The following is a 16750-nucleotide window of genomic DNA, read 5'->3' as shown; positions in this document are numbered from 1 at the left end:
CATGGCCACTGCCGAAAACACCCACGCAACTGAACAACCCCAAGACAACAACCCACGCAAACGTAAAGTGATGCTGATCGGCCTGGCGCTGATCGTCATTCTGGCGGTGGTGGGCGTGTGGGGTTGGTATGAACTCTATGGCCGCTTCAATGAGAGCACCGACGACGCCTACGTGAACGGCAACGTGGTGGAAATCACCCCACTGGTCACCGGCACGGTGGTCAGCATCGGCGCCGACGATGGCGACCTGGTTCACGAAGGCCAAGTGCTGATCAACTTCGACCCGAACGACGCCGCCGTCGGCCTGCAAAGTGCCCAGGCCAACCTGGCCCGCACCGTGCGCCAGGTACGGGGCTTGTACAGCAATGTCGACGGCATGAAAGCCCAGGTCAATGCGCAGAAAGCCGATGTGCAAACCGCCCAGGACAACTTCAACCGCCGTAAAACCCTGGCCCAGGGCGGAGCGATTTCCCAGGAAGAACTGTCCCACGCCCGTGACAGCCTGACCGCGGCGAAAAACGCGCTGACCAACCTTGAGCAGCAACTGAAAACCACCAACGCGTTGGTGGATGACACGGTGATCTCGTCCCATCCGGACGTGCAGGCTGCCGCCGCGCAATTGCGCCAGGCGTACCTGACCAATGCGCGCAGCACCTTGATCGCGCCGGTGACTGGCTACGTGGCCAAGCGCACTGTGCAACTGGGTCAACGCGTGCAACCGGGCACCGCGTTGATGGCGGTGATTCCGCTGAACCAGCTGTGGATCGACGCCAACTTCAAGGAAACCCAACTGCGCGATATGCGTATCGGCCAGCCGGTGGACATCGAGTCGGACATCTATGGCAGCGACGTGAAATTCAGCGGCACCATCGACAGCCTCGGTGCGGGCACGGGTAGCGCATTTGCCTTGCTGCCGGCGCAGAACGCCACCGGTAACTGGATCAAGATCGTGCAGCGGGTGCCGGTGCGCATCCACATCAACGCTGATGAGCTGGCCAAGCACCCGCTGCGCGTGGGCTTGAGCACCCTGGTCAACGTCGATTTGCACGACCAGAGCGGCCCGGTGCTGGCGCAGCAGGCGCCGCAGAAAGCCTCGTTTACCACCAACGTGTATGACCGCCAACTTGCCGAAGCGGATGCCATGATCACCCAGTTGATCCATGACAACAGCCTCGCCGCGCCCAAGGCTGTGCAACGCTGATGAGCAATAACGCCTCCTTCACGCCACCCAGCCTGTTGATGGCCACTATTGGCCTGTCGCTGGCGACCTTCATGCAGGTGCTCGATACCACCATCGCCAACGTGGCGTTGCCGACCATTTCCGGCAACCTCGGCGTGAGTTCGGAGCAGGGTACCTGGGTCATCACCTCGTTTGCGGTGAGCAACGCGATTGCCTTGCCGCTCACGGGCTGGCTGAGCCGCCGCTTTGGCGAGGTGAAGCTGTTCTTGTGGGCGACCATGCTGTTTGTGCTGGCGTCATTCCTCTGTGGTATTTCCACATCGATGCCCGAACTGATCGCCTTTCGGGTCATACAGGGCCTGGTGGCCGGGCCTTTGTACCCGATGACCCAGACCCTGTTGATTGCGGTCTATCCACCGGCGAGGCGCGGCATGGCCCTGGCGTTGCTCGCGATGGTTACGGTGGTGGCACCGATTGCCGGGCCGATCCTCGGCGGCTGGATCACCGACAGTTATAGCTGGCCGTGGATCTTCTTCATCAACGTACCGATCGGCATTTTTGCGGTGATGGTGGTGCGTTCCCAATTGAAGAAGCGCCCAGTGGTCACCAGCCATCAACCGATGGACTATGTGGGGCTGTTGAGCCTGATCGTCGGCGTCGGCGCCTTGCAGATCATCCTCGACAAGGGCAATGACCTGGACTGGTTCGAATCCAACTTCATCATCATCGGTGCGGCGATTTCGGTGATTGCGCTGGCGGTGTTCATCATCTGGGAACTCACTGACAAACACCCGGTGGTCAACCTGAAGCTGTTCGCTTACCGTAACTTCCGCATCGGCACCATTGTGTTGATCCTGGGCTACGCGGGCTTCTTCGGTATCAACCTGATCCTGCCGCAATGGCTGCAGACCCAGATGGGCTACACCGCCACCTGGGCGGGGCTGGCCGTGGCGCCGATTGGTATCTTGCCGGTGCTGATGTCGCCGTTTGTCGGCAAGTACGCGCACAAGTTCGACCTGCGGCTGCTGGCGGGTCTGGCATTCCTGGCGATTGGTCTGAGTTGTTTCATGCGCGCAGGCTTTACCAATGAGGTGGACTTCCAGCATATCGCCCTGGTGCAACTGTTCATGGGCATTGGCGTGGCGCTGTTCTTCATGCCGACCCTGAGCATCCTGATGTCCGACCTGCCGCCGCACCAGATTGCCGACGGCGCTGGCCTGGCCACCTTCCTGCGGACGTTGGGCGGTAGTTTTGCCGCGTCGCTGACCACCTGGATCTGGATCCGCCGGGCGGACCAGCACCATGCGTACATGAGCGAAAACATGACTACCTACGACTCCGCCACCCGCGATGCCTTGCAAGCGCTGGGCGGGGCAGGGCAGAAGGCCTACACGCAACTCGATCAGATTCTCACCAGCCAGGCGTACATGATGTCCACCGTGGACTACTTCACGTTGCTGGGGTGGATGTTCATGGGGTTGATGTTGCTGGTGTGGCTGGCGAAGCCGCCGTTCACCGCGAAAGCGGGGCCAGCGGCCTCCGGCCACTGATACCCGGATCACTGTAGGAGCCGGCTTGCCGGCGATAGCGGTCTAGCAGATTCAGCGGGATGACCTGATGTACCGCCATCGCCGGCAAGCCGGCTCCTACAGGGGGATGGGTGATCAGGCGCCAGGTAGGGCCAGCTGTGGATTGACGAAGTCAAACGCCGCCAACTGAAACCCTTGCTCGTCCACCTGCAACGCCCACCCTTGCTTGTCCCAATCCCCCAGCACAATGCGCTTGGCCGCCTGGTCACCAATCTGCAACTTATGAATGGCGGGGCGGTGGGTGTGGCCGTGGACCAGGGTGCGCACGCCGAACTGCTGCATCACCCGTGGCACTTCCTCGGGCGTCACATCGACAATGTCGTTGGCTTTCATGCGCGTTTGCGCCCGGCTTTCACTGCGCAGCTTGCGCGCCAACTTGTGGCGGGTGCTCAAGGGCAGGTGGCGCAGGATAAACAGCACAATCGGGTTGCGCAGGATGCGCCGCAGCTTCATATAGCCGACGTCGCGGGTACAGAGGCTGTCGCCGTGCATCAACAGCACGGGCTCGCCATGGAGCTGCACGACACTCGGGTCCTTGAGCAAGGTGGCACCTGCGGCTTTGCAGAACGCCTTGCCGATCAGGAAATCGCGGTTGCCGTGCATGATGAAAATCGGGGTGCCGCTGTCGCTCAGCTCGCGCAACGCTGTGCAAATCGAACGCTGGAAGGGGGTCATCCCATCGTCGCCAATCCAGGCTTCAAAGAAGTCCCCCAGAATGTACAACGCCTGGGCGCCACGGGCGCGGGTGTGGAGCAGATCCAGAAACGCCCGGGTAATATCCGGGCGCTCCTCTTCCAGATGCAAATCTGAAATCAGCAATATCACCCAACGATCTCGGCTTTCTCGACGATAACGTCTTCTACCGGAACGTCCTGGTGACCGGCTTTACCGGTGGTCTGCACGCCTTTGATCTTATCAACGACGTCCTGGCCTTCGGTGACTTTACCGAATACCGCGTAGCCCCAACCCTGCACGTTCTTGCCGCTGTGGTTCAGGAAGGTGTTGTCGGCGACGTTGATGAAGAACTGCGCGGAGGCCGAATGCGGCTCCATGGTACGGGCCATGGCGACGGTGTACTTGTCGTTGGAAAGGCCGTTGTCCGCTTCGTTCTGGATGCTTGGACGCTTGTCTTTCTTTTCTTTCATGCCAGGCTCGAAACCGCCGCCCTGGACCATGAAGTTGCCGATGACACGGTGGAAAACGGTGTTTTCGTAGTGGCCGGCGTTCACGTACTCGATGAAGTTGGCGACGGTGATCGGCGCTTTCTCGGCGTTCAGCTCGATGACGATGTCACCGTGGTTGGTGGTCAGTTTGACTTGAGTCATGTTCACTACTCTTTTCAGGGAATTCGTGGGTTTGGGTGCCTGGGCACCACGACCGGTATGGCGAAACTGCGGCCAAGGCGCGCAGTTTAGCGTGCCCTGCAGGAATTTCGAGGTGGTTTTTTACCGCCGGTGCAATAAATGCAGCAGTTTTCGACCTCGCCCTGTCAGGTGCTTGACAGCATCGGCTATGATATCGCCTTTGTTTTGTCGGCCTAGCCCGGCCACGTACTTGTCTGTTCAAGGATCCTATGAGCAAGCCCACTGTCGACCCTACCTCGAATGCCAAGGCCGGACCTGCCGTCCCGGTCAATTTCCTGCGCCCGATCATCCAGGCGGACCTGGATTCGGGCAAGCACACGCAGATCGTCACCCGCTTCCCGCCAGAGCCCAACGGCTACCTGCACATCGGTCACGCCAAGTCGATCTGTGTGAACTTCGGCCTGGCCCAGGAGTTCGGTGGCGTCACGCACCTGCGTTTCGACGACACCAACCCGGCCAAGGAAGACCAGGAATACATCGACGCCATCGAAAGCGACATCAAGTGGCTGGGCTTCGAATGGTCCGGTGAAGTGCGCTATGCCTCCAAATACTTCGACCAGCTGTTCGATTGGGCCGTCGAACTGATCAAGGCCGGCAAGGCCTATGTCGACGACCTCAGCCCGGAACAGGCCAAGGAATACCGTGGCACCCTGACCGAGCCGGGCAAGAACAGCCCGTTCCGCGACCGTTCGGTGGAAGAGAACCTGGACTGGTTCGCCCGTATGCGTGCCGGTGAGTTCCCGGACGGCGCCCGCGTGCTGCGTGCCAAGATCGACATGGCCTCGCCGAACATGAACCTGCGCGATCCGATCATGTACCGCATCCGCCATGCCCATCACCACCAGACCGGTGACAAGTGGTGCATCTACCCGAACTACGACTTCACCCACGGTCAGTCGGACGCCATCGAAGGCATCACCCACTCCATCTGCACCCTGGAGTTCGAAAGCCATCGTCCGCTGTACGAATGGTTCCTGGACAGCCTGCCGGTGCCGGCGCACCCGCGTCAGTACGAGTTCAGCCGCCTGAACCTGAACTACACCATCACCAGCAAGCGCAAGCTCAAGCAACTGGTTGACGAGAAACACGTCCACGGTTGGGACGACCCGCGCATGTCCACCCTGTCGGGCTTCCGCCGTCGTGGCTACACACCGGCGTCGATCCGCAACTTCTGCGACATGGTCGGCACCAACCGTTCCGACGGCGTGGTCGATTTCGGCATGCTTGAATTCAGCATCCGCCAGGACCTGGACGCGAACGCTCCGCGCGCCATGTGCGTGCTGCGTCCGCTGAAAGTCGTGATCACCAACTACCCGGAAGACAAGGTCGACAACCTCGAACTGCCGCGTCATCCGCAGAAAGAAGAACTCGGCGTGCGCAAGCTGCCGTTCGCCCGTGAAATCTACATCGACCGCGATGACTTCATGGAAGAGCCGCCAAAGGGCTACAAGCGCCTGGAGCCGAACGGCGAAGTGCGCCTGCGCGGCAGCTACGTGATCCGTGCCGACGAAGCGATCAAGGACGCCGATGGCAACATCGTCGAACTGCGTTGCTCCTACGATCCGGACACCCTGGGCAAGAACCCTGAAGGCCGCAAGGTCAAGGGCGTGATCCACTGGGTGCCGGCGGCTGCCAGCATCGAGTGCGAAGTGCGCCTGTACGATCGTCTGTTCCGCTCGCCGAACCCAGAAAAGGCCGAAGACAGCGCCAGCTTCCTCGACAACATCAACCCTGACTCCCTGCAAGTACTCACTGGTTGTCGTGCCGAACCCTCGTTGGGCGAAGCACAGCCGGAAGACCGTTTCCAGTTCGAGCGCGAAGGTTACTTCTGCGCGGATATCAAGGACTCGAAACCAGGTCAGCCGGTATTCAACCGTACCGTGACCTTGCGTGATTCGTGGGGCCAGTGATTCTCTAAGGAAGCCGTTGTGCTAACGATCTACAACACACTCAGCAAGACCAAAGAAGTCTTCAAGCCGCTGGATGGCAACAAGGTGCGCATGTACGTGTGCGGCATGACCGTGTACGACTACTGCCACATCGGCCACGGCCGCAGCATGGTTGCCTTCGACCTGGTGACCCGCTGGTTGCGTTTCAGCGGCTATGACTTGACCTATGTGCGCAACATCACCGACATCGACGACAAGATAATCAACCGCGCCAATGAAAACGGCGAGTCGTTCGACGCGCTGACCGAGCGCATGATCGCCGCGATGCACGAGGACGAGGCCCGCCTCAACATCCTCAAGCCGGACATGGAACCGCGTGCCACGGACCACATCCCGGGCATGCACGCGATGATCCAGACCCTGATCGACAAGGGCTACGCCTACGCCCCAGGCAATGGTGACGTGTACTACCGCGTCGCCAAGTTCATGGGCTACGGCAAGCTGTCGCGCAAGAAAATCGAAGACCTGCGCATCGGCGCACGCATCGAAGTCGACGAAGCCAAGCAGGACCCGCTCGACTTCGTGCTGTGGAAAGCCACCAAGCCCGGCGAGCCGAGCTGGGAGTCGCCATGGGGCGCGGGCCGTCCGGGCTGGCACATCGAATGCTCGGTGATGTCCACCTGCTGCCTGGGCGAGACCTTCGACATTCATGGCGGCGGCAGCGACCTTGAGTTCCCGCACCACGAAAACGAAATCGCCCAGAGCGAAGCCGCCACCGGCAAGACCTACGCCAACGCCTGGATGCACTGCGGCATGATCCGCATCAATGGCGAGAAGATGTCCAAGTCCTTGAACAACTTCTTCACCATTCGCGACGTGCTGGAAAAGTACCATCCAGAGGTTGTGCGTTACCTGCTGGTGTCGAGCCACTACCGCAGCGCCATCAACTACTCGGAAGACAACCTCAAGGACGCCAAGGGCGCCCTGGAGCGGTTCTACCATGCGTTGAAAGGCCTGCCTTCGGTTGCCCCAGCGGGTGGCGACGCGTTCGTGGCAAGGTTTACCGAAGTCATGAACGACGACTTCGGCACACCGGAAGCCTGCGCGGTGCTGTTCGAGATGGTGCGCGAGATCAACCGTTTGCGTGAGAGCGATCTCGACGCGGCGTCGGGTCTGGCGGCGCGCTTGAAAGAGCTGGCCAGCGTGCTGGGCGTGTTGCAGATGGAAGCCGATGACTTCCTGCAAGCCGGCGCTGAAGGGCGTGTGGATGCGGCTGAGGTTGATGCGTTGATTCAGGCGCGTCTGACTGCTCGCGCTAACAAAGACTGGGCGGAATCCGACCGTATCCGTGACCAACTGACCGCCATGGGCGTGGTGTTGGAAGACGGGAAGGGTGGGACGACGTGGCGGTTGGCTGATCAGGTTTGATCGGTAAACGCTGAATGAAAACGCCCCGACTGGTTCGGGGCTTTTTTTTTGGCTGTTTTAGCTTTGTACTTGATGCTCAGAGTCGAATGTAGCCTACCTACTGATATCCAAGGTTTTCTTGCAGTCATAGGTATGCCTCTGTAATGATGATGGCATTATGGCTTTTCGCTTGCTATGAGTGATTCATAACATTCAGATGGAAAGGGCTGGAAACCGCCTTTTTTACAGGGAGTAGGTGAGTGAGATTTCAGTACAGTCATTTGTCACCCGGACAGTTCGAGTCATTGGTGATCCATCTCTGCTATGAGTTACTTGGGTTCGGTACTGAAACTTTTTCCGATGGGAAAGATGGTGGGCGAGACTCGAGGTTTGAGGGTAAGGCAAACTCATATCCAAGCATTGCCGAGCCTTGGACGGGGGTGACGATAATACAAGCAAAGCATACTTCTGCATATAACAAGAAATTTTCAGATGGTGAGTTTTTTGGAACCGCCTCTTCGGAAATTGATGGGGAAATTCCCAAGATTATTAAGTTGATAGAGAGCGATTTGCTTAAAAATTATTTTCTATTTTCTAATAGGAAGCTGCCGGCTAATGCGGCTTTAAATATACGCAACTATATATCTTTTCAGACTGGTTTGGAATCTTCCAGTGTTGGTTTAATCGGTGTTGAGCAGTTTGAGAACTACTTCAAAAGATTTAAGCATATCCCTGAAGCTGTTGGCCTGAATCCATTTGATATGCCGCTTAATATCGAGCCGGATGAATTGGCTGAAATTATCGTAACCCTAAAAAATAATCTACAGGCTATCAAGGCCGTAGATGCTACGCGCAGAATTGTTAGGGTTAGTTTTGATCGGAAAAATCAGATCAATAACCTAAGTGACTCTTACGGTGGCGTGATCAAGAAGAAAATCGGTGAGATGTATCAAGTACAAGAATTTCTTGCCATGCCGGAAAATGAAGAGCTGCAAAAGCTATACATGCAAAGTGCTGAAGAGCTCGCAGCAAAAATAAGTGTATTTCATAGCCCAGATCAGAAATTTGAGCATGTTCTAGAAAAAATAATTGATTTGCTCTTGGAGCGTGATGGCGATTTGAGAATGAATAAGCCACTCACAAGGCTAATGATATATTACATGTATTATCATTGCGATATTGGTGAAGAACATGCTGCTGTTGCCAAATAAGAATGCACACCCCGATTTAACAATATTGTCAGTGTCGGCATTTTTGTTGTCGGTGCTTAGAAAGTATAGAGTCCAGCCTTACTCGGATTTATATGGCAAGCTTGTAAGTCACGAAAAGCGTGCATCTTATTTGTTTGAGAGGGCACTTGAGCTCCTATTTTTATTGGGGCTTGTTCAATATCATCCAAGAAATGACATTTTAGAGTATGTGGGAAAATGAAAATATCAAGGATTTATTCAAACTTCGAAGATGAGTTTAAAACGATTGACTTTTGTAGTGGGTTTAATGTGGTTCTAGGTCAGATATTTCATCCCGAAAATTTACAGAAAGATGCGCATAATCTGGGGAAGTCAAAGCTTGCTGAATTAATAGACTTTTGCCTTCTTAAAGGGCGGAGTCCAGAGTTTTTTCTTTTTAAGTTCCCGACGGTTTTTACTAAGTATGTATTTTTTATTGAGTTAATTTTAAATTCTGGTGGTTATATAACTATCAGAAGGGGTGTGTCGAGAAATACAAAAATCTCGATTAAGAAGCACAGCGAGGGTCGTCAGTATTTTCGTGGTGATGGAGTGTCTTGGGATTATGAAGATGAACCCATTAACATCGCAAAAACGTTGCTGGAGTCGTACTTGGATCTTGCTGTTGTTGGGGCGTGGAATTATAGGGATGCAGTAGCTTATTGTCTTCGTTCTCAAGAAGATTACACAGAAGTTTTTAAGCTGGATAAGTTTCGGGGGCAACATGTATTTTGGAAGCCGTATTTAGGTCATGTACTTGGATTTCAAGCGCAAGCTCTTGTAAGGAATTATGAGTTAAGAAACGAAATAGATCTTCTAGGGGTTAAGCTGGCTGATTTGAAAAAAGTTCTGGGATCTACTCAGGGAGACAAGGGTGAGGTTTTAAGTCAGCATCTTCAAAGTCAAATTGAAATATCTAAAAGCTTGAGCTGGCAGTTGGATAACCTGAACTTCGATGAGTCAGATAAAAAATATATTGAAGAGTTGACTGGGGAGATTGATGCTGAATTAGAGGAGCTAAATAGAGTCAAATATTATTTGACTGCAAGACTTAGGAAGCTTCAAAAAACTGCAGCGGTAGATAGTGGGCGCTTTGATCTTGAGTCTGTTGCTCAGTTATTTGAGGAGGCAGGCGTGGTGTTTGGTGATCAAATAAAACGCTCCTACTCTGATTTGGTCGAGTTTAATCGCCAGATAACTTCGGAACGTAGGGAATTTGTTCAGCAGCAAACCTCGGAGCTTGAGCAGACGCTTGATGAGGCCGCAAGTAGAACAGATGAGTTAAACTCGGAACGATCGAATAAGCTGTCTTATCTGAGTTCGTATGATATTTTTTCCAAATATAAAGAAGTTGCAGGTAGATTGGCGGAAATAAATTTAAGTATATCGGAGATTAATAAAGGTCTCGAGCTTAGTGAGTCTTTAAAGAGGCTCGAAGAGGAGTCTCGAGAGCTGGTTCGTGAAAAAACGGATACGGTGGAGCGGATTCGCGTTAATCGTGAAAAGGTTATAAGTGGTAAGGGTGGGATTTATAATAAAATTAAAGATGTGTTTGTAGATTGCATTTCGGAAATTTTGAATAAGAGCGGTGCTATAACAACTGAACAGAATGGCGAAGGGAATCTCGAGTATTTTGCAGGGCTCATCGGTCCTGACGGAATTATTACGGGTGAAAGTGACGGTCATAGTTATAAAAAAATACTTTGTATTGGTTTTGATTTGGCTGTTATGTCTGCTTACTCAGAGGAAAAATTTGTTCGCTTTCTTTATCATGACGGAGGCTTGGAGACGTTAGATGATCGGAAAAAGCTTGAGTTTATAGAGTATGTGCGAACAGCTTCTAGTATGAATGGGTTTCAATATATACTGACGGTGATTGAGTCTGACCTTCCTGCGGGGTTTAAATTTCCTGATCATGAAGTTGTTCGTGTGCTACATGATGATGGGGCCTCTGGTAGGTTGTTCAATATTCCCACTTGGTGAAAGTTTTCTATTGATGATCGGGCGATCCTATACAAGCGTAAAAAGATGCGCCCGGACTGTATGTGGAATTTTTTATGTGCTTATCTAGACGAGCGTTGGTCTAGTGCGCGCTCTACCAAGAGCTGAATCCCCTCCAGAATTCGACAAATCCCTAGCGCTACGTCACGTGGAGCACCTTCGATTTCGAACGCTAGATGACTAGTGAGCGCCTGAACCGAGCCAATGTCCTCCGACGCATTGATCAGAAGTGTCTCGACGTCTAATCCTTCGCGTACGGTAAACAAATTAGCCCCCTGAGCAGATGGCTCTGGTCTCTTGGATAGGTTCAAATAGTGGTTAATTGCTCGATGAGCGGCGGTGTGAAATGCGGTTGAATCTAACGGCGGATTCGGACTGTCTTTAATCATGGCAAAGCTCCTAGAGTATTGGAGCCACCACCCATCGCTGCGAAACGATACCCGGGTGGCAGCTGTACGCAGGTTCGCAGACCGGGACTCTAGGCACCCGGCATACCCAAAGGTATCCCGCGCACAGCCGCCATAACATCAGGCATAAAAAAGCGCCCGCTATCTTGAGGTGGACGCTGTGCGTCTAGAGTTTAACCGGGCTGCGAAACCCGGTCGCTGAGTTTTCAGCGACCACCGAAGATTAGGCCGCCATTTTCCGAGCGACAACCCTAAAACGCTGTCGGAAATTTCCTTGCTGCGTTTACCCACCTGAAGTTTGCAATACCTGTGCTAGGTAGGGGGGCCTTGTACTGACTTTATAGGCGTTACTAGCTGCGTCGTTATAGATCGTCTCGTGGTACTTGCCGTCCTTGAAATGCAACGCGACGCCATCATCGACTGCGTAGGCTGGTCGTATCCCCTCACGCTGAACAAGCTCGACAAACGACGTTTCCCTTCCTGCTTCTGAGCTGAAATGCGGACACAGTGCTCCTGGTAGCAAGCCCAGGCCGTGAACCAGCGCAAACACTCCCCCTGAATCGGAATGCCCATGCTCGAACCAGCAAATGGCGCCTGCACTGACACCACACAGGACTTTGCCGTTTTCCCAGGCCCTCTTCAGATGGTCCACTACAGCAAATTCGCGCCAGATCGCCAACATGGCGCGGGTATTTCCGCCTGGTACGTAAATAATGTCGGCTTGCTCAAAGAGTGATGAAACATGATTGGCATTGGGGAAAGGTGAAATGAAAAATGCCAGCGTGGTTACAGGGCAGCCAGCGCTTTCATATTTGGCGGTGAAATCGGAAATCTTGACTCGGTCATCGCCATTGGCGGTGGAGATGTAGAGCACAGTAGGGTGCGTTTTGCATGATGACGCGACGATGTGTTTATCGATACGCGTCATACGCTGCATGTCTTCGGTGGACTCGCCGCCGATAACAATAATGTGCTTAGTCATCCTGACCTCCTGTCCGTCTTGCGCGATATGAGTGTCTGCCGCCGCTATGAAGATTGCATCACTTGATACCGACTTTGAACAAAACCATTATCCGACTCATGCGTGCCGATATGGCGAAGCTCAAGTTCTCGACCGATCTGGCTGAAGAGTGGGATCCCTTGCCCGAGTAAAACCGGGATACGCGTAATGATCAGCTCATCAATCAGGCCCGCTTCCAGAAACGCCTGGATCGTCTGGCCTCCGTCGATATAGAGGTGCTTCATACCGCGTTCGGCTAACGTTGCCACGAGTGAGGTGACGTCTCCCGCCATCAACTCGACCTTGCCCTCTAGGTACGCAGGGATCTGCAGAGGCTGATGGGAGAGCACAATGACGGGCGTGCCCTCGTAGGGCCACTCGGGAAAGGACAGGACCTTCTCCAGGGTTTTTCGGCCCATCACCAGCGCATCCACCGTAGCGATAAAGCTTTCATAGGTCACACCCTTCAACTCGGCGGTTTCATACGCGGGTTGGTGCAACCATTCGATATCACCGTCCGAGCGGGCAATGAAGCCGTCGACGCTGGCAGCGATAAAGACTGAGCATTTGATATCCATCGCGAAAACTCCTTTTTGTGCGCTTGGACGCTAATGTTAATTTAATCCGCCCATGCAAAAACCGAATGTCGAAGAAATAACCCTGACGCCCTTTCTGCAGTGCGAGGATGTATGCGAAGTTGGTTGATCCGTTACCGTTACGCAATCATGTTCTGGGTGTGCTTCGGCGTTTTCCGTACCTCCCTGGCCGATTGGAACCCGATCCCCTCCGGCTCCATGCGCCCGACCTTGCTGGAGGGCGATGTGGTGCTGGTCAACCGTGTGGCCTATGACCTCAAGGTGCCGCTCACCGATATTTCCCTGGCCAAAATCGATAGTCCCCAGCGCGGCGATGTGGTGACATTCTCGTCGCCCAAGGACGGTATGCGCCTGATCAAGCGCATCGTCGGTATTCCCGGTGACACCCTGGAAATGAAAGATGAGGTGCTGTGGGTCAACGGCGTGCCGGCCATTTACAGTGATGCGCAGGACATCAGCGAGCCCATCGTGCCCGGTCATACAGTGCCGGGGATCAAGCTGAAGGAGCTGGCGGCCAGCCGTCAGCGCACGGTGCAGTTCATGCCGACGGTGCGGGCGTTGCGCAATTTTGGCCCGGTCACTGTGCCGGCTGACAGTTACTTCATGCTGGGGGATAACCGCGATAACAGCGACGACTCCCGGTATATCGGTTTTGTGCCGCGCCGGTTGTTGATCGGGCGCGCGCATCACATTTTGGCATCAGCGCAGATCCTGGATCACTGGATGCCACGCCTGAACAGATTTGGCGCGCCGATTCTCTGACTACGGGTTCGCGGCCAGCGCTCGGATTGCAAACACTGCGATATTGCCCAACTGCTCCACGGTGGCACCGCCCTTGCCGGCGATTTTCATGCCGCTGAGGGTGGCCATCAGAAAATCGCAGGCGCCCGATAAATCGGTGCCGGGTGCCAACTCTCCCTGCTCCCGTGCACGGCCTAAGGCGCGCTCCAGCGCATCGCGCAAGCGTTCGGCGCTGTGGGTGGTGAGTCGGTTGATTTCTTCGTCTTCCTGGCCGAATTCGCAGATGGCATTGACGCCCATGCAGCCCGCGGTGCCTTCGCGCAAGGCGCGGGTGGCGAAGGATTGCAAGGTGTCTTGAATGGCCTGCAGCGGCGTCTGGCCCTGGTTGAGGCGCCCGATCAGATCGTCAACGCCATTGCGCTGATACTCGGCCATGGCCTGCAAGTACAACTGACGTTTGTCGCCGAACGTGTTGTACATGCTTTGGCGACTGAGCCCCATGGCCTGCATCAGTTCCTCGGTAGACGCTGCAGCGAAGCCCTTGTCGCAGAACACACGTATGGCCTGTTGCAGCACCTGGTCGCGGTCGAATGCTCTGGGTCTTGCCATGGGGTACCTCTGCAAATGAAGGATCAGGCCAGGTAACCACCGTCGATGGTCAGGCTGGCACCGGTGACAAAGGCGGCTTCCTCGGACGCGAGGTAGGCAACCATGCCGGCGATGTCGTCGGCGGTGCCCAGGCGACCCAGCGGGACCAGGCTTTTGACCAGGTCGGAATGCGGTCCGTCGGCGGGGTTCATGTCGGTGCCGGTCGGGCCGGGCTGGACGTTATTGACGGTGATGCCACGTGGGGCAAAATCAATGGCCAGGCCGCGAATCATACCGGCGATCGCGGCCTTCGTCATGCTATAGACACTGGCACCCGGAAAGCCTGAACGTTGCGCCACGACACTGCCAACGGTGATGATGCGATCACCGCTGTGCATGACCGCAGAACTGGCTTTGGCCGCCGCAAATGCCGCACGGACGTTCACCGCAAACATGCGGTCGAAGTCTTCCAGGCTGAACTCATCGACGGTACCGCGCAGCAGGATACCGGCGTTGTTGACCAGGATATTCAAGGCGCCAAAACGCTCCATGGTATGCGCTACTGCGCGCTCGATTGCTGCCACATCAGCGCTGTCAGCCTGGATGGCCAGGGCGTTGCCGCCTTGGCTTTCGATCTGGCTGACAAGCGTATCGGCCTTTGCGCTGGAAGAAGAATAAGTGAAGGCCACCGCAGCGCCTTCGGCGGCGAGACGGCGAACGATGGCTTCGCCGATACCGCGGGAACCGCCGGTGACCAAGGCGACTTTGCTGTGGAATCGAGAGAGTTGAGCAGTCATGGTAATGCCTGTATTAGTGGATTAATTAATCCACTAAACCCTATCAGGCCTCTTGGGGTGCGCCAAGCTATTTTTGGATTAATTAATCTTTAACTGGGTTGTCCCTTGCTCATGGCCTGTGCCCTCCTGAAGCCAGACACTTACTTTTGAGTGAGCCCATTACCTTTTCGTGCGTTCTTGTGGCCTCTCCGTCCCGTTCCTATGCTGGGCTCTTCGTTTACCCAGGAGTAGGTTCCATGAGCTTTGATCTCGGACTGACAGGCCTTCGCGCGCTGGTCACGGGCGGCACCAAGGGCATCGGTGCGGCGGTGGTTGCCGTGTTGCAGGAACAGGGCGCCCAGGTGATTTCGATCGCGCGTTCGGCAGCGGGTACGTCACCCGAGGGCGTGCATTTCATTGCCGCCGACCTGGGCACTGCGGCCGGTTGTGCCAGCGCCACCGAGGCGGTGAAGGCGCAGTTTGGCGGTGTGGATATCATCGTCAATGTCCTCGGCGGTTCCAGTGCGCCAGGTGGGGGGTTTGCGGTGCTCGATGATGAGCAGTGGATGAATGCGCTGGGCCAGAACCTGATGGCGGCGGTGCGGGTGGATCGGGCGCTGTTACCGGGGATGGTCGAGCGCGGGGCCGGGGTGATCATTCATGTCACGTCGATCCAGCGGGAGCTGCCGTTGCCGGAATCGACCACGGCCTATGCCGCTGCCAAGGCGGCGTTGGCGACGTACAGCAAGAGCCTGTCGAAAGAAGTGACGCCCAAGGGCGTGCGGGTGGTGCGGGTTTCGCCGGGCTGGGTGGAGACGGACGCTGCGGTCGCGTTGGCAGAGCGTCTGGCAGATGAGGCGGGCACGGATTACGAAGGCGGCAAGCAGATCATCATGCAAGCGCTGGGCGGCATTCCGCTGGGCCGTCCGGCCAAGCCTCAGGAAGTGGCGGACTTGATCGCGTTCCTGGTCTCGCCCCGCGCCGGGTCGATCAGTGGCACCGAATACGTGATCGACGGCGGCACCGTGCCCACGGTCTAGATCACAGGCTTCGCGGCCTGCCATTTGAGCAGGCCATCCAGCACCGGGCACAGGCTCTGACCCCATTCGGTCATGCGGTATTCCACTTTCGGCGGCACCACCGGGTAGACGGTGCGCTGCACCAGGCCATCGGCTTCAAGCTGGCGCAGTTGTTGGGCGAGCATCTTTTGCGAGATCTCCGGGATCAGCCGCTCAAGGTCGGAATAACGCTGCACCTGGCCGCCGAACAGATGAAACAGGATGATCAATTTCCAACGCCCACCGAGCCAGGCGAGGGTGGTTTCGACGTCGGCTGCGGCGGTGGCGGGGGTGTAGGTTTTGCTCATCGCATACGTCCTTAGGACATGTCTGAAAGTTTCCATTTGTTTTGACGCCCGCCCGATCCTGGCTTTAGATGGTCGCCACGACCCAACTGGCGGAGATTCAAATGGAATGTATTTTCTGCAGCATTGTTCGAAAAACTTCCCCGGCGCACATCCTGTGGGAAGACGAGCAGCATATGGCATTTCTGTCGATCTTCCCCAACACCCCCGGTTTCAGCGTGGTGATTCCCAAACAGCATTACGGCAGCTATGCGTTTGCGCAGTCGGATGAGGTGTTGGCCGGGCTCGCGATAGCGGCGAAGAAGACCGCATTGCAGATCGACCGGGCGTTTCCCGATGTGGCGCGCACGGGGCTGATCATGGAGGGGTATGGCGTGGATCATTTGCATGCGAAGTTGTTTCCCATGCATGGGACAGGGTCGGACAGTGCGTTCAAGCCGTTGAGTTCGAAGGTGGACAAGTTCTTCGAGGCGTATGAAGGCTATATTTCGTCCCATGATCATGGGCGGGCGGATGATGCTGAATTGGCGGAATTGGCGGCCCATATCCGATCGTTCGGTTGACTCCCAAACTGTAGGAGCCGGCTTGCCGGCGATGGCGTCCTCAAAATCGCCATCGCC

Annotated in this window: 18 protein-coding genes; 10 read left to right on the top strand and 8 right to left on the bottom strand. The window is 55.7% G+C overall.

Translation table 11 applies throughout. From position 1 onward, the window contains the following. Position 1: 1 nt before the first annotated feature. Together CI807_RS25680 and CI807_RS25675 are read left to right on the top strand one after the other, a co-directional pair. A complete protein-coding gene (locus CI807_RS25680) occupies positions 2–1201 on the top strand; it encodes an efflux RND transporter periplasmic adaptor subunit (protein WP_095016763.1) in 1200 nt (399 codons plus the stop codon). Next, positions 1201–2730, top strand: a complete 1530-nt coding sequence (locus tag CI807_RS25675; RefSeq protein WP_016977436.1) for a DHA2 family efflux MFS transporter permease subunit — start codon at positions 1201–1203, stop codon at positions 2728–2730. Before CI807_RS25680 ends, CI807_RS25675 begins: the two co-directional genes overlap by 1 nt. Positions 2731–2844: 114 nt before the next feature. On the opposite strand, the gene lpxH is transcribed toward CI807_RS25675, so the two are convergent. Together lpxH and CI807_RS25665 are read right to left on the bottom strand one after the other, a co-directional pair. Next, positions 2845–3594 carry a UDP-2,3-diacylglucosamine diphosphatase gene (gene lpxH / locus CI807_RS25670; protein ID WP_095016762.1) on the bottom strand — a complete coding sequence of 250 codons (750 nt, stop codon included), beginning with the start codon at positions 3592–3594 and terminating at the stop codon, positions 2845–2847. Then, positions 3591–4094 (bottom strand): peptidylprolyl isomerase, encoded by a 504-nt coding sequence (locus CI807_RS25665; RefSeq protein WP_095016761.1) that lies wholly within the window; start codon positions 4092–4094, stop codon positions 3591–3593. The genes lpxH and CI807_RS25665 overlap by 4 nt, the downstream gene beginning before the upstream one ends. 248 nt (positions 4095–4342) lie before the next feature. On the opposite strand from CI807_RS25665, the gene CI807_RS25660 reads away from it, so the two are divergent. The 5 genes from CI807_RS25660 to CI807_RS25640 all read left to right on the top strand — a co-directional run bounded on the left by CI807_RS25660 (position 4343) and on the right by CI807_RS25640 (position 10641). Next, positions 4343–6043, top strand: a complete 1701-nt coding sequence (locus CI807_RS25660; RefSeq protein WP_095016760.1) for a glutamine--tRNA ligase/YqeY domain fusion protein — start codon at positions 4343–4345, stop codon at positions 6041–6043. An 18-nt stretch (positions 6044–6061) separates the two neighbouring features. Further along, complete coding sequence (gene cysS / locus CI807_RS25655) at positions 6062–7450, top strand: cysteine--tRNA ligase (RefSeq protein ID WP_095016759.1); 1389 nt, start codon at positions 6062–6064, stop codon at positions 7448–7450. Between the two features lie 239 nt (positions 7451–7689). After that, positions 7690–8640, top strand: coding sequence for an ABC-three component system protein (locus CI807_RS25650; RefSeq protein ID WP_095016758.1), 951 nt, complete (start codon positions 7690–7692; stop codon positions 8638–8640). Further along, entirely contained in the window at positions 8621–8860 is a 240-nt protein-coding gene (locus CI807_RS32195) for an ABC-three component system middle component 8 (protein WP_095016757.1), read from the top strand. The genes CI807_RS25650 and CI807_RS32195 overlap by 20 nt, the downstream gene beginning before the upstream one ends. Then, positions 8857–10641: a DUF2326 domain-containing protein gene (locus CI807_RS25640; RefSeq protein WP_095016756.1), complete on the top strand. Its 1785-nt coding sequence runs from the start codon at positions 8857–8859 to the stop codon at positions 10639–10641. Before CI807_RS32195 ends, CI807_RS25640 begins: the two co-directional genes overlap by 4 nt. Positions 10642–10721: 80 nt before the next feature. On the opposite strand, the gene CI807_RS31930 is transcribed toward CI807_RS25640, so the two are convergent. The 3 genes from CI807_RS31930 to CI807_RS25625 all read right to left on the bottom strand — a co-directional run bounded on the left by CI807_RS31930 (position 10722) and on the right by CI807_RS25625 (position 12644). After that, the gene (locus CI807_RS31930; RefSeq protein ID WP_095016755.1) at positions 10722–11048 is read right to left on the bottom strand and encodes a DUF6124 family protein; all 327 of its coding nucleotides are present in this window, start codon (positions 11046–11048) and stop codon (positions 10722–10724) included. 301 nt (positions 11049–11349) lie between these two features. Continuing rightward, the gene (locus CI807_RS25630) at positions 11350–12048 is read right to left on the bottom strand and encodes a peptidase E (RefSeq protein WP_095016754.1); all 699 of its coding nucleotides are present in this window, start codon (positions 12046–12048) and stop codon (positions 11350–11352) included. Between the two features lie 44 nt (positions 12049–12092). Beyond that, positions 12093–12644: a dihydrofolate reductase family protein gene (locus CI807_RS25625; protein WP_095016753.1), complete on the bottom strand. Its 552-nt coding sequence runs from the start codon at positions 12642–12644 to the stop codon at positions 12093–12095. Positions 12645–12755: 111 nt separating this feature from the next. Here CI807_RS25625 and lepB point away from each other — a divergent pair, with 111 nt between their 5' ends. Beyond that, complete coding sequence (lepB, locus tag CI807_RS25620) at positions 12756–13424, top strand: signal peptidase I (RefSeq protein ID WP_095016752.1); 669 nt, start codon at positions 12756–12758, stop codon at positions 13422–13424. Here lepB and CI807_RS25615 read toward each other — a convergent pair whose 3' ends face one another. Together CI807_RS25615 and CI807_RS25610 are read right to left on the bottom strand one after the other, a co-directional pair. Next, positions 13425–14012, bottom strand: coding sequence for a TetR/AcrR family transcriptional regulator (locus CI807_RS25615; RefSeq protein WP_095016751.1), 588 nt, complete (start codon positions 14010–14012; stop codon positions 13425–13427). A 23-nt stretch (positions 14013–14035) separates the two neighbouring features. Further along, complete coding sequence (locus tag CI807_RS25610; protein ID WP_095016750.1) at positions 14036–14788, bottom strand: 3-oxoacyl-ACP reductase family protein; 753 nt, start codon at positions 14786–14788, stop codon at positions 14036–14038. Positions 14789–15024: 236 nt separating this feature from the next. On the opposite strand from CI807_RS25610, the gene CI807_RS25605 reads away from it, so the two are divergent. Beyond that, the gene (locus CI807_RS25605; RefSeq protein WP_095016749.1) at positions 15025–15807 is read left to right on the top strand and encodes an SDR family oxidoreductase; all 783 of its coding nucleotides are present in this window, start codon (positions 15025–15027) and stop codon (positions 15805–15807) included. On the opposite strand, the gene CI807_RS25600 is transcribed toward CI807_RS25605, so the two are convergent. Further along, a complete protein-coding gene (locus tag CI807_RS25600; protein ID WP_038849474.1) occupies positions 15804–16133 on the bottom strand; it encodes a helix-turn-helix domain-containing protein in 330 nt (109 codons plus the stop codon). The two genes, CI807_RS25605 and CI807_RS25600, sit on opposite strands and share 4 nt — an antisense overlap. 101 nt (positions 16134–16234) lie before the next feature. Between CI807_RS25600 and CI807_RS25595 the strand changes: the two genes are divergently transcribed. Continuing rightward, complete coding sequence (locus CI807_RS25595) at positions 16235–16693, top strand: HIT family protein (RefSeq protein ID WP_095017626.1); 459 nt, start codon at positions 16235–16237, stop codon at positions 16691–16693. Positions 16694–16750 lie beyond the last annotated feature (57 nt).

It is taken from the genome of Pseudomonas sp. NS1(2017), assembly GCF_002269425.1.
GTDB lineage: Bacteria > Pseudomonadota > Gammaproteobacteria > Pseudomonadales > Pseudomonadaceae > Aquipseudomonas > Aquipseudomonas reactans.
Note: the sequence above shows the minus strand (reverse complement) of the source record. Positions and strands in the feature narration are given on the sequence as shown.

Excerpts from the sequence above, each read along its gene's own strand:
- CI807_RS25610 (WP_095016750.1), bottom strand. The coding sequence starts at position 14,788 with ATGACTGCTCAACTCTCTCGATTCCACAGCAAAGTCGCCTTGGTCACC.
- CI807_RS25640 (WP_095016756.1), top strand. The coding sequence starts at position 8,857 with ATGAAAATATCAAGGATTTATTCAAACTTCGAAGATGAGTTTAAAACG.
- CI807_RS25625 (WP_095016753.1), bottom strand. The coding sequence starts at position 12,644 with ATGGATATCAAATGCTCAGTCTTTATCGCTGCCAGCGTCGACGGCTTC.
- CI807_RS25630 (WP_095016754.1), bottom strand. The coding sequence starts at position 12,048 with ATGACTAAGCACATTATTGTTATCGGCGGCGAGTCCACCGAAGACATG.
- CI807_RS25605 (WP_095016749.1), top strand. The coding sequence starts at position 15,025 with ATGAGCTTTGATCTCGGACTGACAGGCCTTCGCGCGCTGGTCACGGGC.
- CI807_RS32195 (WP_095016757.1), top strand. The coding sequence starts at position 8,621 with ATGCTGCTGTTGCCAAATAAGAATGCACACCCCGATTTAACAATATTG.
- lepB (WP_095016752.1), top strand. The coding sequence starts at position 12,756 with ATGCGAAGTTGGTTGATCCGTTACCGTTACGCAATCATGTTCTGGGTG.
- CI807_RS25595 (WP_095017626.1), top strand. The coding sequence starts at position 16,235 with ATGGAATGTATTTTCTGCAGCATTGTTCGAAAAACTTCCCCGGCGCAC.
- CI807_RS25615 (WP_095016751.1), bottom strand. The coding sequence starts at position 14,012 with ATGGCAAGACCCAGAGCATTCGACCGCGACCAGGTGCTGCAACAGGCC.
- CI807_RS25660 (WP_095016760.1), top strand. The coding sequence starts at position 4,343 with ATGAGCAAGCCCACTGTCGACCCTACCTCGAATGCCAAGGCCGGACCT.
- CI807_RS25665 (WP_095016761.1), bottom strand. The coding sequence starts at position 4,094 with ATGACTCAAGTCAAACTGACCACCAACCACGGTGACATCGTCATCGAG.
- CI807_RS25675 (WP_016977436.1), top strand. The coding sequence starts at position 1,201 with ATGAGCAATAACGCCTCCTTCACGCCACCCAGCCTGTTGATGGCCACT.
- CI807_RS25680 (WP_095016763.1), top strand. The coding sequence starts at position 2 with ATGGCCACTGCCGAAAACACCCACGCAACTGAACAACCCCAAGACAAC.
- CI807_RS25600 (WP_038849474.1), bottom strand. The coding sequence starts at position 16,133 with ATGAGCAAAACCTACACCCCCGCCACCGCCGCAGCCGACGTCGAAACC.
- CI807_RS31930 (WP_095016755.1), bottom strand. The coding sequence starts at position 11,048 with ATGATTAAAGACAGTCCGAATCCGCCGTTAGATTCAACCGCATTTCAC.